The sequence below is a fragment of the Streptosporangium subroseum genome (genome assembly GCF_900188345.1).
Lineage (GTDB): Bacteria > Actinomycetota > Actinomycetes > Streptosporangiales > Streptosporangiaceae > Streptosporangium > Streptosporangium subroseum.
In genome coordinates this window covers 81,470-95,927 of the sequence record NZ_FZOD01000035.1, presented here as the reverse complement: position 1 = coordinate 95,927, position 14,458 = coordinate 81,470, and the positions used below count along the sequence as shown (strand labels likewise).

The 14,458-nt window shown below is 69.6% G+C and carries 12 protein-coding genes; 6 read left to right on the top strand and 6 right to left on the bottom strand.

Features of this window, described 5'->3' with window-relative positions; all coding sequences use genetic code 11:
• A partial coding sequence (locus CHC08_RS29185; RefSeq protein WP_143653383.1) for an ABC transporter ATP-binding protein occupies window positions 1-516 on the top strand: 516 nt, incomplete at its 5' end.
• The gene (locus tag CHC08_RS29180; RefSeq protein WP_089210579.1) at window positions 516-1,277 is read left to right on the top strand and encodes an ABC transporter permease; all 762 of its coding nucleotides are present in this window, start codon (window positions 516-518) and stop codon (window positions 1,275-1,277) included. The genes CHC08_RS29185 and CHC08_RS29180, both read left to right, overlap by 1 nt.
• A gap of 425 nt (window positions 1,278-1,702) precedes the next feature.
• Here CHC08_RS29180 and CHC08_RS29175 read toward each other — a convergent pair whose 3' ends face one another.
• Complete coding sequence (locus tag CHC08_RS29175) at window positions 1,703-2,674, bottom strand: helix-turn-helix domain-containing protein (RefSeq protein WP_089210578.1); 972 nt, start codon at window positions 2,672-2,674, stop codon at window positions 1,703-1,705.
• Between the two features lie 70 nt (window positions 2,675-2,744).
• Here CHC08_RS29175 and CHC08_RS29170 point away from each other — a divergent pair, with 70 nt between their 5' ends.
• Both CHC08_RS29170 and CHC08_RS29165 read left to right on the top strand, forming a co-directional pair.
• Window positions 2,745-3,077 (top strand): cupin domain-containing protein, encoded by a 333-nt coding sequence (locus CHC08_RS29170; RefSeq protein WP_089210589.1) that lies wholly within the window; start codon window positions 2,745-2,747, stop codon window positions 3,075-3,077.
• A 226-nt stretch (window positions 3,078-3,303) separates the two neighbouring features.
• Window positions 3,304-4,863: a PucR family transcriptional regulator gene (locus CHC08_RS29165; RefSeq protein ID WP_089210577.1), complete on the top strand. Its 1,560-nt coding sequence runs from the start codon at window positions 3,304-3,306 to the stop codon at window positions 4,861-4,863.
• A gap of 201 nt (window positions 4,864-5,064) precedes the next feature.
• On the opposite strand, the gene CHC08_RS29160 is transcribed toward CHC08_RS29165, so the two are convergent.
• Together CHC08_RS29160 and CHC08_RS29155 are read right to left on the bottom strand one after the other, a co-directional pair.
• On the bottom strand, window positions 5,065-6,207 hold the full coding sequence (locus CHC08_RS29160; protein ID WP_089210576.1) for an oxidoreductase: 1,143 nt from the start codon (window positions 6,205-6,207) through the stop codon (window positions 5,065-5,067).
• On the bottom strand, window positions 6,204-6,845 hold the full coding sequence (locus CHC08_RS29155) for a DUF1989 domain-containing protein (RefSeq protein WP_089210588.1): 642 nt from the start codon (window positions 6,843-6,845) through the stop codon (window positions 6,204-6,206). The genes CHC08_RS29160 and CHC08_RS29155 overlap by 4 nt, the downstream gene beginning before the upstream one ends.
• A gap of 352 nt (window positions 6,846-7,197) precedes the next feature.
• On the opposite strand from CHC08_RS29155, the gene abc-f reads away from it, so the two are divergent.
• Both abc-f and CHC08_RS29145 read left to right on the top strand, forming a co-directional pair.
• On the top strand, window positions 7,198-8,832 hold the full coding sequence (abc-f, locus tag CHC08_RS29150; RefSeq protein WP_089210575.1) for a ribosomal protection-like ABC-F family protein: 1,635 nt from the start codon (window positions 7,198-7,200) through the stop codon (window positions 8,830-8,832).
• 127 nt (window positions 8,833-8,959) lie between these two features.
• A complete protein-coding gene (locus tag CHC08_RS29145) occupies window positions 8,960-9,463 on the top strand; it encodes an NUDIX domain-containing protein (protein WP_089210574.1) in 504 nt (167 codons plus the stop codon).
• A gap of 33 nt (window positions 9,464-9,496) precedes the next feature.
• On the opposite strand, the gene CHC08_RS29140 is transcribed toward CHC08_RS29145, so the two are convergent.
• The 3 genes from CHC08_RS29140 to CHC08_RS29130 all read right to left on the bottom strand — a co-directional run bounded on the left by CHC08_RS29140 (window position 9,497) and on the right by CHC08_RS29130 (window position 14,446).
• On the bottom strand, window positions 9,497-10,537 hold the full coding sequence (locus tag CHC08_RS29140) for a WxL protein peptidoglycan domain-containing protein (protein WP_089210573.1): 1,041 nt from the start codon (window positions 10,535-10,537) through the stop codon (window positions 9,497-9,499).
• A gap of 78 nt (window positions 10,538-10,615) precedes the next feature.
• Complete coding sequence (locus CHC08_RS29135; RefSeq protein WP_089210572.1) at window positions 10,616-11,236, bottom strand: hypothetical protein; 621 nt, start codon at window positions 11,234-11,236, stop codon at window positions 10,616-10,618.
• Window positions 11,237-11,281: 45 nt separating this feature from the next.
• A complete protein-coding gene (locus CHC08_RS29130; RefSeq protein ID WP_218825549.1) occupies window positions 11,282-14,446 on the bottom strand; it encodes a family 43 glycosylhydrolase in 3,165 nt (1,054 codons plus the stop codon).
• Window positions 14,447-14,458 lie beyond the last annotated feature (12 nt).

Genomic DNA, 14,458 nt, shown 5'->3' with positions numbered 1-14,458 from the left:
CTCGTGCTGGTCGCCCGGCTGCGGCACCTCAAGGACCCGGGAAAAATCGCCGACGACCTGCTTGCGCGTTTCTCGCTGACCGACGCGGGCGCGCGAAAGGCGTCGACGTATTCGGGGGGCATGCGCCGCCGCCTGGACATCGCGATGAGCCTCATCGGCAACCCGCCGGTCATCTTCCTCGACGAGCCGACGACCGGACTCGACCCCCAGGCGCGCATCGAGGTGTGGCAGACCGTCAAGGAACTCGCCGGGCAGGGTACGACGGTGCTGCTCACCACGCAGTATCTGGACGAGGCCGAACACCTCGCCGACCGGATCGCGATCCTGCACCAGGGCCGGATCATCGTGAACGGCACCCTGGCCGAGCTCAAGCAGCTGCTCCCGCCCGCCAAGGTCGAATACATCGAAAAGCAGCCGACCCTCGAAGACGTCTTCCTCACCCTCGTCGGCGCCGACGGCAAGAACAGCACGCCGGTTATGACCGCAGCATCGGCAACGACGAGTAAGGAACAATGATGACCAAGCATTTCTTCGGTGACACCGCGGTCCTGCTGGGACGGTCGCTGCGCCACATCACCCGCAGCGTGGACACCATCATCACGACCGCGATCACGCCGATCGCCATGCTCTTGCTGTTCGTCTACGTGTTCGGCGGCGCGATCGACACCGGGTCGGTTTCGTATGTGAACTACCTGCTGCCCGGCATTCTGCTGATCACGATCGCCTCGGGCATCGCCTACACCGCGTTCCGGCTCTTCCTGGATATGAAGAGCGGCATCTTCGAGCGATTCCAGTCGATGCCGATCGCGCGGTCGTCGGTGCTGTGGGCGCACGTGCTGACCTCGCTGGTCGCCAATGTGATCTCGCTCGTGGTCGTCGTGCTCGTCGCCCTGCTCATGGGATTCCGCTCCGGGGCCGGAGTACTGGGATGGCTCGCGGTCGCCGGCATCCTGATCCTGTTCACCCTGGCGTTGACATGGCTCGCCGTCATCGCCGGTCTGTCCGCGAAGACCGTGGACGGCGCGAGCGCGTTCTCCTACCCGCTCATCTTCCTGCCGTTCCTCAGCTCGGCCTTCGTGCCCACCGACACCATGCCCGGCCCGGTCCGCGCCTTCGCCGAGAACCAGCCGGTGACCTCCATCGTCAACGCCCTCCGCAACCTGTACACCCAGCAGCCGGTCGGCACCGACATCTGGATCGCCCTCGCCTGGTGTGTCGGCATCCTCGTCGTCGCCTACGTCTTCGCCATGACCACCTACCGCCGCAAGATCTCCTAGCCCGCGCCGATCGAGTCCGTCCCGATCCGGATCAGCGTGGCGGGCAGGCGGATCGCGGCCCGGTAGTCGCGTGCGAGCCTGCCGGTGCACATCGCGATTCCGCGCCATCGACGGAGACGACTGAAGCACCGTTCGACGAGGCCGGCCGGTGACGGGTGAGCGCGTCCAGCGGAAACACCGCCACGAGATGAGCGGCGCGGCGGCGCACCGGGGCCTCGCCGAAGCCCCGCACGCCTGCCGCGCCACCGTCGTCACCTCCGGGTACGGCACCGCCGGTGCGCCTGTCGGGAGTCACCGTCACCGCGGACACGGAGTCGATGTGACCTTTGCGGAAAATGAACCTTATTTCGGCTGTTGCGGTCCCAAGCTGCACGAGAACCCTCGGTATCAGCTGCTTTTCCTCGTCTGAGGACGTGGTGTTCGGCTTATCCGATCGGGAGGGCGGGCTCTTCGCGGCGGAAAGCGCGCCGATAGGCGGCGGGTGTCGTGCGCAGGGCGCGATGGAAACGCCGGCGGAGGTTAGTGGCCGAGGAAAGGCCGACCCTGACCGCGATCGCGTCGATGGGCAGGTCGGTCTCCTCCAGCAGGACCTGGGCGGCCGCGATTCGCTTGCCGAGCAGCCACCGGCCGGGGCTGACGCCGAGCTGTTCGGCGAACCGGCGGGCGAGGGTGCGGGCGGAGACCCCGGCCCGAGAGGCGAGATCATTTGCCGAAAGGGGTTCGTGGAGTCGTTCGGTCATCCAGTCGAGCACGGGAGCCAGGGAGTCGAGCGGGGGGCCTGCGGGAAGGGGGGCGGCGTACTGAAGCTGTCCGCCTTCGCGGTGTGGCGGCATGACCATGTGCCGGGCGATCTGCGCGGCATAGGCGGCGCCGTGGTCTACGCGGACCAGATGCAGGCACAGGTCGATACCGGCGGCCGTGCCGGCGCTGGTGGCGACGTCGCCGTGGTCGATGTACAGGGTGTCGGGCTCGACCTGGATCTCGGGGAAGCGTGCCGTCAGCTCGGCGGTCATCCGCCAGTGCGTGGTGGCTCGGCGATGGTCGAGCAGACCGGCCTGGGCGAGCAGGAAGGTGCCGGAGCAGATTGCGACGATCCGGGCCCCGCGTCGGTGGGCCAGCCGCAGCGCGCGCACCACGGCCGGTGAGGCGGGCATATCCGGTTGTTGCCAGCCGGGGATCACGACGGTGTCCGCGGCGTCCAGTGCTGTCAGGTCCGCGGTCACCGCCATGTCGTATCCGGCCAGGGTGGACAGCCGGCCCGGGTGCTCGGTGCAGACCCCGAACTCGTAGCGGACGGGCAGTCCGGGGCGGCGTACGCCGAAGACCTCGGCGGCGCATGCGAGTTCAAAGGTGGATTGCAGCGGAAGGACCAGAGCAACGACGCGATGAACTGTCATGGCAGGAAAGTACCGGATGATGTCATTTCAGACGCTGGGCGGCTCGGTCGTGTCCGGCCACGATGGGCTCATGACTGAAGAACACGACGACGTGCAGGTTCTGCACATCGATGAGATCGAGCCCGTTGAGGTCTCCTCCGGCATCTTCCGGCGGCGGCTGCCCACTACCGAGGCGGCCCGTGGCTGGGTCTACGACTTCGCGCCGGGCAGCGAATGGCCCGAGGTCGACGTGCACGACGGGGAAGAGCGCTACTACGTCGTGTCCGGCGAGTTCATCGACAGGGGTCACCGGCTCGGGCCGGGCAGCTACGTGGTGTTCGCCCCGGGCAGTAGCCACCGGCCCCGCACGGACACCGGGGCGCGCATGCTCGGCATCAGCATCCTCGGTCGGGAGGCGAAATGACGACGACGCCGTTCACGGTGGGGTCGCGGAGTTCGGCGAGGTGAGGGATGGGCTCGATGCCGTGCTCGTCGAAGCGGGATGTGCCTCGGGCCTCGCTTCCGGCGAGATCATTGATTGACGTGGGGTTCCTTTCCTGGTGATGCGCACCACATAAGCAGTCGCGGTCACCAGAAAGGGCATGGATGAATCTATAGGTATCCACCGGAATGCTGGATAGGTTTACAGGATGTTCACCCTCGGTGCCCTCGTGCGGACCCTCTCCTTGGAGCTGCGGGTCCTCGTTCCCGGCCCGCCCGGGGTGATGGAGGCGGAGGTGACCTGGGTCCACACCACCGAGTTGCCCGACCCCTCGAATTACGTGCGCGAGCGTGAGCTCGTACTGACCAACGGCCTGTGGATCGGTCAGGTGACGCCGGCGGAGTTCGTGGCGAGCATGAAGCGGGCGGGAGCCGCGGGGGTCATGTTCGGCCTGCTCGCGGCCACCCCGACGACGCCGCGGGAGCTGGTCGACGCCTGCCGGGAGGCGGACCTGCCGCTGCTGGAGATCTCCCCGAGGGTGCCGTTCACCGCCGTCTCCGAGACGGTCGCCGCCATGTACGCCGAGGAGCGCCAGAGCGTGCTGGTCGGCATGGTGCGCAGGGGCGACGCGCTGGCCAGGGCGATCTCGCGCGGTGCCGGCGCCTCCGGCGTGCTTCAGGTCCTTCGACGCGATCACGATTTGCCGCTCGCGGTGGTCGACCGGATGGGCCGGCTGCTCGCCGAGGCCGGAGCCCGGCTCGATGACGAGCAGCTTCAGGCGGTGGCCAGAGGATTGGCCCGCCGGCCACCGGCGCTGGAGTTGGAGCTGGGGCCCACCGATCGCGCGACCCTGTTCCTGGTGGGAGCGGTCGGCGATGTCGACGCCGCGCTGATCTGCCTTCGCCCGGTCAGCGCTCTCGACCGGATCGAGCAGGACGCACTGGAGCAGGCGGCTCGCTTCCTCAGCCTTGAGGTGGCCAAGCAACAGGCGGTGCAGGCGATCGAGCTGCGTTTCGCCAGCGAACTGCTGGAGATGGTGCTCTCCGGCGGACGGCGGGCGGCCGAGGTTCCGGGCAGGCTGCAGGCGTTCGGCGTGGACGCCGGGGGCCCCCTGGCCGTGTGCGCGATCGCCTTCGCCGAGGGCGAGGCGGCCACGCTGCCCGGCCTTGCCGAGGTGGTCGGGGAGTTCTTCGTGACCGAGGGGGTTCCGGTCGTCGTGGCGGGCGGCACCCAGGACGTGGTGGCGGTGCTGTCCTGGCGATATCCGGAAGACGGGCTGGTGTCGCTGGCGGAGCGGCTGGCCGGGGCCGTGGCGCGGCGATTCACCGGCCGTCGCCCCGTGGTGGGTCTCGGCGGCGTCGCCGACGACTCCGCCGGTCTGCGAGAACCCCTGACGCGATCCCGGGAGACGTGCCGGGTGCTACGCCGCAGCCGCGGCGGACCCGTGGCGCGGACCTTCGCCGAGCTGGGCACACACCGGCTGCTTCTCGGGCTGCAGGACGCGGGGGCGCTGCGCGGCTTCGCCGACGTCGTGCTCGTGCCGATGCGCGAGCACGACGTCAGGCGCGGCGGGGAGCTGGAGGTGACGTTGCGTGCCTTCCTGGACCACGACGGGCACTGGGCCGCCACCGCCGCCTCCCTGCACGTTCACGTCAACACGCTGCGGAACCGGCTGTCCAAGATCACCGAACTGACCGGCAGGGACGTGAGCCGTACCGAGGACCGGGTGGACCTGTTCCTCGCTCTTGAGGCCGATGCCATGAGCTGACCCCCGGGGCACCGGCGTCTCGCGGCTCCGGAGGGCCCGCTCCAGGCCTGGGCAGGCGGGAGGGCCCGCTCCGGGCCTGGCGGGAAAACCCGTGAGCGGACCCTCGCCGAGATCTATGCGGGATAGACCAGGGGATCCACCACCGGCGCCCGATGCGGGCGCAGGGCGATCTCCATCATGTCCACCATCATGCTCGCCGGCTCAGACCCCGGCCCGAGCGCCTGCCGCCCGCCACCGGCGCGTATTGTCCAGCGTCGCCATGGGCTGCACCATCATGTGGTCGAAGTCCTCCAGCGCCGCCCCCTCGGCCAGACGGCGGGGAAGGTCGGGGTTGGCCAGCGCCCACCGGCCGACCGACAGGACATCCGCGTGCCCGTCGGCCAGCACCTGGGCCGCCTGCGCCGGCTCGTGCATGCCGCCGTTGGCGATCACCGGAAGACCGCTCACCCGGCGGGCCAGGCCGGTGATCGTGGCACCGCCCGCCAACCTCGCGGTCTCGATCCAGTCCCGGCCCTCGCTGGCGATGTGCAGATAGGTCGCGCCCGCGTCGGCCAGCGCCGTGAAGACGACCTCCGCGTCGTGAGCGCCCCCCGGCCAGCGGTGGCCGAAGTCGTTGACCTTGGTCTGGGACAACCGGATCCCGACGCAGAAGGACGATCCCACCTCCGCGCGGATGGCCGCCACGACCTCCGCGGCCAGGCGGACCCGGTTGGCGATCGGACCGCCGTAGGAGTCGTCGCGCCGGTTGGTGTAGTCGGTGAGGAACTGGTCCAGCAGGTAGCCGTTGGCCCCGTGCACCTCGATCCCGTCGAACCCGGCCTCGCGCGCGTTCACCGCCGAGATCACGAAGCCGCGCACCGCCTTCTCGATATCGGCCGGGTTCATCTCCCGAGGCGTCGCCCATCGTCCGTGGCCGCCGTACTCGGGCATCTTCTCCCCGAGCGGTGGCACGGCGGACGGGCCCGCGGTGTCCTTCCGGTAGTGGCTGCCCTGAGACAGCGCGCCCGCGTGCATGAGCTGCAGCACGATGGGCGCCCCCGCGGCGTGCACCCGGTCGACGGTCTCCCGCCAGGCCGCCACATGCGCCTCCGACACGATTCCCGGCTGGTTGAGGTATCCCTGGCTGTACAGGGTGTCGGTGTAGGTGCCCTCGGTGATCACCAGCCCGAACCCGCCGCGTGCGAGCTCGGCGTAGTAGCCGGCCATCTCCTGGGTCGGGGTGCCGTCCGGGGTGGCCGAGACCCGGGTCATCGGCGAGACCGCGAGCCGGTTGGCCAGTTCCAGATCCCCGATCCGTCCCGGCTTCAGCGAGGGGTGCCGTACACCGAAGGTGGAAATGCTCATGCTGTTCTTACTCCTTGAATTTCATGACGGCCGGATAGCACGTCGACCGCCAGCGACGTCGGGCTGTTCCCGTTGATCTCGACCAGGTCCTGGGGGCATGCGGAGACCACCACCACGCAGTCCATGGCGGCCTCGAAGGTGATCGCGTCACCCGGTCGGCCGGCGGCGGGCAGCCAGCGCAGCTCTCCCGACTCCCGCACCGGGATCCGCATGAACACGTTGACCGGCTGCGGGGTGACGGCGACGGCCAGGCCCAGCGTGGCCAGGGACCGGCGCAGGTTCTCCGCACACGAGGCGTGAGCCTCCCGCACGCCGAGCGCGGCGTAACGCGCCGGATCGCAGGCGGCGATCAGCATGTCGTGCCAGCCCGGAGAAGTGTCGGAGACCAGCGTCAGGATCGGGCGACGGCTATTGGTGACGAACTGCTCGCCCACCGCCGGGAACAGGCGACTCGTATGACTGCGCGTATGCGAGGCACTGAGATGCTCGGTCACGTCGCCGGCGCCAAAGGCGAACACGTCGCCCACCTGCCCGCCTTCGAGGTCGACCACACGCACCCACTGCCCGGCGGCCACCCTGACCGCGCGCCCCTCGCGAGCGGGCACGGTCACTCGTTTCTCACCCGTTGTCGACTCCATGCTCAGCAGCAAACCACCGGACCGACCGAACCGGCCATATAGCTTCCCACCGCATTTTTGAGAAATGATGGAGATATCTACACAGAAGGGTCCCCGCCGCCGGTGACACCGGACGCGGGCGACGACGCCACCGACGTCTCCCACGCGCTGACCGGCGAGTCGGTTAATGCCTTGTAGCTGGGGAACGGCGCCGGATACGATGCGTCACATGTGTTCTTGATCTGGCCGTGGTCTTACCACCCTCGCGCGATGACGTTCTGACACGCCGCGCCCTTCCGCCGCCGGATGCTGTTTTCCCACGTTTCTCGGCGGCCGCCCATGCCCATCGTCGAGAACCCTGGAGGTCGAACCCTTGACCCATCCGTCACAGCTCACCGTCACCCACGTCACCAAGGCCTACGCGGGCCATACCGTACTGGAGAACGTTTCTTTCACCGTCGCCTCGGGCGAGCGGGTCGGCGTCATCGGCGAGAACGGTTCGGGCAAGTCCACTCTGCTCCGCCTCATCGCGGGTGAGGAGAGGCCGGACGACGGCGAGATCGTTGTCGTCACCTCCGGTGGCATCGGTTATCTCAGCCAGACGCTGGACTTGGCTGCCACGCAGACCGTGCAGGACGCCATCGATGTGGCACTCGCTGACCTGCGGGAACTGGAACACCGCATACGCGAGACCGAGGCCTCGCTGGCTGAGGCGTCCGCGGAGGAGCTGGAAGCCTACGGTGACCTGCTCACGGCTTACGAGGCGTGCGGCGGCTACGAGGTCGACGCGCGGATCGACGCGGCCATGCATGGCTTGGGCCTCGCTCACCTCACCAGGGACCGGCGACTCGGCGCCCTGTCAGGTGGCGAGCGGTCTCGTCTGGCACTGGCCTGCGTGCTGACCGCCGCGCCCGAGTTGCTCCTGCTTGATGAGCCGACCAATGACCTGGATGAGGCAGCGGTGACGTGGCTGGAGACCCGGCTCCGGGCCCACCGCGGCACGGTCGTGACGGTCACCCACGATCGGACGTTCCTTGAGCGGGTCGCCACGACGATCCTGGAGGTCGATCGTGATCGCCGAACCGTCGCTCGATACGGTGACGGCTGGGACGGCTATCTGGCTGCGAAGGCTGCGGCCAGGCGTCGCTGGGAGCAGGACTACCAGGAGTGGCTGGCCGAAATCGATCGCCAGACCGGCCTCGCCGATGCGGGAGCCGTACGGCTGGCGTCCAGCGTCAGGTCCAGCAGCCGCCCCCGTACGGCCGGCCATCGCCGCTCCCACGAGGCCGGACTGTCAGGCCAGGTCCGCAAGGCCCGAGAGCGACTGCACCGCCTACGCGAAGACGTGGTTCCGCGCCCGCCCGACCCACTGCGCTTCGCCGCCCGCTTCGACAGCGGTGACCCAGGCGGCGCCGACGGCGAGATCGGCGTCACTCCGCTGGCCGAGCTGAACGGCGTCAGCGTCGGAAACCGGCTCACCGTCGACGAGTTCACGGTCGTCCCCGGTGAGCGGGTACTGCTCACCGGCCCCAACGGGGCGGGGAAGACGACGCTTCTGCGGTTGCTCGCCGGTGACCTCGTCCAGGACGCCGGCACCGTACGCCTCCCCCGGAGGATCGGCTATCTGCGCCAGGAAATACCTGTCAGGCAGTCGAAGCGCACCGTGCTGGCCGCTTTCGCCGAAGGTCTGCCAGGGCTACCGGAAGAGCACGCGACCGTCCTGCTCGCGCTAGGCCTGTTCCAGCGCGAGGACTTCGTCAAGCCCGTGGCCGCGCTCTCCATCGGGCAACAACGCCATCTGGAACTGGCAAGACTGGTGACCCGCCCTGTTGACCTGCTGATCCTGGACGAGCCGACCAACCACCTCTCGCTCACCCTTGTCGAGGAGTTGGAGGAGGCGCTGGCCGCCTACGCGGGTGCCCTGGTGGTGGTCTCCCACGATCGCCGCTTCCGCAGCGACTTCACCGGGTCGCACACCGCGCTGCGCGAGGGCAGGATCGTTGCCTGATCGACGGGAACGTCGGCAGAGCCGGTGTCTGAAAAGTCGTTGGGTCGGTGCTCGGGTGAGCCGGTGGAGCAGGGGAAAGTCCCCAGCCAGGTAGATGGTGTTTGCACCCCCGGTTAGTCTCACGATCGTGACGATCAGAAACTCGCACTGCTCCTTCTGCGGTCAGGCCTTCATCCCCGGCCAGTCCTGGCCGCGCACCTGCTCCGGCTGCGGGAACACCGGCTACCTCAATCCGCTGCCGGTCGCGGTGATGGTGCTGCCGGTGGACGACGGCCTGCTGGTGGTCCGTCGTGACGTCGAACCGCACCGCGGCGGGCTCGCCCTGCCCGGCGGCTTCATCGACATGGGGGAGTCCTGGCAGCAGGCGGCCGCCCGGGAGCTCCGCGAGGAGACGGGGGTTGTCGTCGACGCGGACGAGGTGCGGCTCTTCGACGTGCTCAGCGCCCCCGACGGCACCGTGTTGATCTTCGCCCTGGGGCCGCGGACCAGCTCGGCCGCCCTTCCGCCGGTCGCGCCCACGGCCGAAACGACGGAGTGGCTGCTGATCGACGGGCCGCGCGAGCTGGCGTTTTCGCTGCACACCCAGATCGCGGCGAAGTACTTCGGCCCGAGGGGCGGAGTCCCCGCCTGACCCGCGACAACGGACTGTGACGCTGAAACGGTCCTAAACCTGGGCGTTCCGTGAGGGTTCCTGGGCCTCCGCGCGGCCTTCGTCGCGGGCGCGGGCGAGCAGGTCCGCCAAACGCCGCCGGCGGCGCCGGGTGATGGCCCGGTAGGAGAAGAAGAGGATCACGAGAAGCGCGACCAGGGCCAGTTGGGGCCAGGGCACGGTCCAGACCGTCACGTCGGTGGCGGCGTTCTCGACCACGGCGCCGGCGGGGGCGCCACCCTGGACGGACGGGGACATGATGACGCTCGTGGAGAGCGGGCCCAGGGCCCAGACTCCCGCGATGCGGGTCCGCACCGTACGGCTGTCGCCGGGGAAGATCTCCTCGACGTCGGTCTTGGCGTCCCGTTCGGTCAGACCGGACAGGTCGCCGGTCGTCACCTCGCCGGTTCCGCTCACCGCGACGTTCCCCTTGTTCGTCGCCGTGTACTCGACTCGGATGACACCGGACGAGAAGGGATTCCACGACTGCTCGTACGTGGCCGTGAGGTCGTCGACCGCCATCGCCGCCGTGATCGTGCCGGTGGCGCGCATCATGACCCGGAACCCCACCCGGCTCTCCACGGAGACCGTGTCACTGGCGCTGGTGACCGTCGCGGCGATGCCGGCCGGATGGTCCCCCGGTGAGGCGTCACGCGGCACGGTGATCGTGAACGGCACCACCTTCGTCTCGTTGGCCCCGACGGTGACCTCGTTCTGGACCTTGATCCACGTGCCGCCGTCCACCGAGGCGCGGTCGGACTGGAGCATGTTGAAGCGGCCCTTGTCGGTGAGGTAGCCGTCGGCGGCCTTCAGGGCGAAGACGGCGGAGGCGTCGCTGAAATTCCGCACGGCCAGGTGCTCGGTCACGCTCTGGCCGGGGTCGACGGTGAGCTCGACCCACCGGCGGCCGTCCGGTCCCCGCTGGTCGGCCGGCTGGACCGACCAGGTGAGCGTCGGTTCGGCCAGCGCACCGTTGGGCGAGAGGGGCACGGTGAGGAGCGCCGCGGTGAGTACGGCGAGGAGCCGCGGCAGCGTCTGTGACAGGGTTCGGATCACGGCGGGGTCCTCCGGCGAAAGGGGGGCGGTGGGGGCCGCGCCGCCGCGGCCCCCACCCGTCGGTTACTCGAACGTCGGTTATTCGAACAGAGACAGGGTCAGCGTCGACGCGTACGAACCCGCGGCGACGTCCGCGGGGGTGCGGAGGAACAGGTCGGCGTTGACGGCGTACGCGCCGCCGGCGACCGCGCCGGACTCGAAGGTCGAGGCCAGGAGCTCCTGGTCGACCAGGCCGACGTTGTTGCCGGGCTGGGTCGGCTCGTCGAGGACGGTCACGACCTCCTCGCCCTCGGCGACCAGACCGGTCTCGCCGCCGTCGATCAGGCGCGGCTTCCAGCCGAGGTGGCCGGCGCTGATGGGCGCCTGACCGGAGTCGCCGGTGAAGTTGCTCGCGTTGCCGAGGACGGCCCAGGCGGCGCCGCTGGGCACCTCCTCCATCGTGCGGGTGTCGGTGACCGTCACCGTCGGCAGGGTGCCGAGGAACTGGCGGTTCTCCAGGGTCGAGCCGTCCTCGCTCAACGCGACGGAGTCGGCGGCGATCGACATGGCGAGCACGCCCGGCTCCTTGATCTGCTCGATTTCGACCGTCACCTTCACATCGGTGCCGTCGCCGGGATCGGCCGTGGCGGGTGCCTGGAATGCCACGGACGCGGTCAGGGCGGCAGCCGCCGCCAGCAGCCATTTGCGCTGAATTGTCATGTAATTCTCCATGGTGCGTGATCTTTGGTGATCAAGAGGGGTATGTCAGGTGCAGGTGAGGGCGTGGTACTCCGCGGTGTGGACCGAGGTCGTCTCCTCGTCGGCGGCGCGGACGGTGACCGTACCCGCCGCGATCGAGGCCGTACGGGTGGCGAACGACTGGTAGGCGCTCGCGCCCGGCGCGACGTTCGGGACCGATCGCCTGCCGTACGCGCTCTCCAGGGTGATGCCCGCCGCCGCGTCATGGTCGTTGCGCGCCTGCACGGCCAGGAATGCCTTGCCTGCCAGGCACCGCGGCGTGACCGTGATCGTGACGGGGATCTCGGTGGGCTCCTCGGGAGCCGGTTCCTGGGCGAAGACCCGCCACTCCGTGATCGCCACCGCGGAGTAGGTGGTGCCGTTGCCGTTGGCCCGGACCGTGGCCCGCACCCGGGACGTGGTGATCGGGTCGAAGGTGACGTTGTTGAACGCGGTCGTGCTCGTGCCGTACGTGGACGCGCCGGGCACGTCACGCCAGGCCGAGGTGGCGTCATCCCAGTACTGGAGCACCCAGCCGTCGGGCTGGGCGACGCCGTCGCCGGTGCCCTGACCTGCGTCCCGCCAGAACTTCAGCTCGGTGCCGATGATCCGTACGGGACGTGACCAGTCGTACTGGACCCACTGGGTCTGCGGGCGGGTGCCGGACCAGGTGCCCCAGATCTGTGCCTGGCTCGGGTTGGCCGGGTCGGCGTTGTCGTTGAGGGCGGTGACGCTGTTCCAGCCCGCCGTGGAGGAGGCGGTCGGGGTCGCGATGGGGGCGATGTTGCCGTTGAGCGGCGCGGACAGGTCCGCCGGGATGACGGCCGTCTTGGCGGTCTCCAGGTTTCCCGCCCTGTCGATCGCCCGGTAGGACACGGTGTGCCGGTTGGCGTCGGGCGCCGTGATGACGCCGTCGGCGGTGGGGGTCCACGGGCCGGTGCCGATGGCGTACTCGATGCCGGCGACGCCGGAGGTGGCGTCGGTCGCGACGACCCTGACCGACCGGGTGGCGGTGTTCGGGGTGCCGGTGCTGACCGGTGCCGTGGCGTCGATGCGTACGGTGAGGTTCGCGGGTGCCGAGTCGTTGCCCGCGCGGTCGGTCGCCTTCGCGGTGACGGTGTGCTCGCCGTCCCCGGAGACGTTGGCGTCGGCCTGCCGGGTGTCGGTGGTGACGACCGGCTGTCCGTCGTCCACCTTCGTCTCAATGGTCATCCGGCCGCCGCGGTCGTCGACGCCGTTGACGCGCACCCGTACCGCCGAGCGGTACCAGCCGGCGTTGCCCGCGCTGCCGCTGGGGGTGAGGGTCAGCGTCGGCGCGGTCTCGTCGCCTTCGGTGTCGTCCGGCGACAGGACCGTGACCTGCGCGGAGACGCGGCCGGCGGTGTAGCCGAGCATGGTTCCCCGGATGGTGACCGTGCCGGGCTGGGCGACCTGCTCGGAGGTCAGCGGGTCCCAGAAGACCGGGATCCGCAGCGTCTCGCCGCCGAAGGCGACGCCGACGGTGCCGGGCAGCTCCGTTTCGCCCACTTCGACGGTGATGGCCGGTGGATCGACGGTCTCCGGCTGCGTGGCCAGGATCTTCCACTCCTCGACCGCGACCGCCGAGTAGGTGCCGCCGTTGGTGGAGGCGTCGAAGGTCGCGCGTACCTGCGTGGTGGTGACCGGGTCGAAGCCGGTGGTCTGGAAGCCCTGCGTGGCGGTCGGGTAGCCGCTCGGGTTGGGCACGTCGGCCCACTGGCCGGTGGCGAGGTTCCAGTACTGGATCTTCCAGCGGGCGGGGGCCGCGACGCCCACGCCGCTGCCCTGTGGGTTGTCGTTCCAGAAGTCGATCTGCGAACCGGAGATCCGCATCGGCTGGTCCCACGTGTACTGCACCCACTGCTGCGGCGGGTTGTTGCCGGTCCAGGTGCCCCACATGTCCGGCGGCAGCGGGTTGGACCGGACGAGTTCGTCGTTGAGCGCCTTCACCCAGTACTGGGTGGGCACGGGCTCGTTGGAGACGGTGACCTTCGCCTCCTGCGCGATGTTCGGACGGGGCGTGAGGTCGCGTCCCTTGACCGGCGTCGGCGTGACGGGCTTCATCCGCGGCGGGGTCTGCGTGTCGTCCCACTCCACCCGGTCGATCGCGACCGAACGGCGGAAGTGCCCGCCGCCGACCGCGTCTGCCGTGTGGTACGCGATGTACCACTTGCCGTTGAACTCCAGGATCCCCGGGTGGCTGGTGGTCGAGGAGACCGGCCGGAGCACGGTGCCCCGGTAGGTCCACGGACCCGCGGGTGAGGAGGCCGTCGCGTACGCGATGCAGGCGTGGTAGTTCGCCGGGGTGCACTGCGAGGTCGGACCGGCGTTGTTGCCGGCGTACGCCATGTAGTACGTGCCGTTCCGCTCGAAGGCCCAGGGCGCCTCGAAGAAGCCGGTCAGGCCGGTGACGGTGCGCTGGGTGCCGACAGGCGTCTTCATGTCCTGCTGGAGTTCGAGCGTCCGCAGGTTGCCGAAGGAGCCCCACCAGAGGTAGACCCGCTGGTTGGGGGCCTCGCCGTCGATCAGGATCGTCGGGTCGATGTTCTGGATGGTGTTGGCCGAGGGCACCCGCTGGGAGATCAGCGGCCCGCCCACGTAGTCGGTCCACGGGCCGGTCGGCGACGTCGCGACAGCCAGGCCGATGGCGAACTTGTCGGGCGCGGTGCTGTCGCGCTCGCTGACCGGGACGTACCAGTAGTAGCGCCCGTCCACGCCCTGGATCATCTGGCCCGCGTACGCGCGGCCCGGCGTCGCCCAGGAGAAGACCGTCTCCGGGCGCATCAGTGACGGGTGGTGGGTCCACTCGCCGGCCTCGACGTCGGTGGTCGTGAACGCGCCCCACTCGTTCATGACGAAGTCGTTGGTGGAGGGGCCGGCCTGGTCGTGGCCGGTGTAGATGTAGAGCTCGTCGTGACCGCTGGTGTTGCCCGGAGCCCCGGCCGGGACGACGACCGGCGCGGGGTCCGCCGAGTAGTAGCTGCCGTCGCCGAGGATCGGGTTACGGGTGTTGGTGAAGGTGGTGGAGTCGGCGGCGTGGGCCGGAACGGGGACCCCGATCAGGCACAGGGCCGCGAGCTGGGCGACCACCGCCGCGGCGGCCCCGCGGAAGCGGCGCTTCGGCCGGGAGTGGGGGGGTGATGAGGCGGCGCTGCGCCTCACGACGATCTTCAAGGTCCGGCTTCC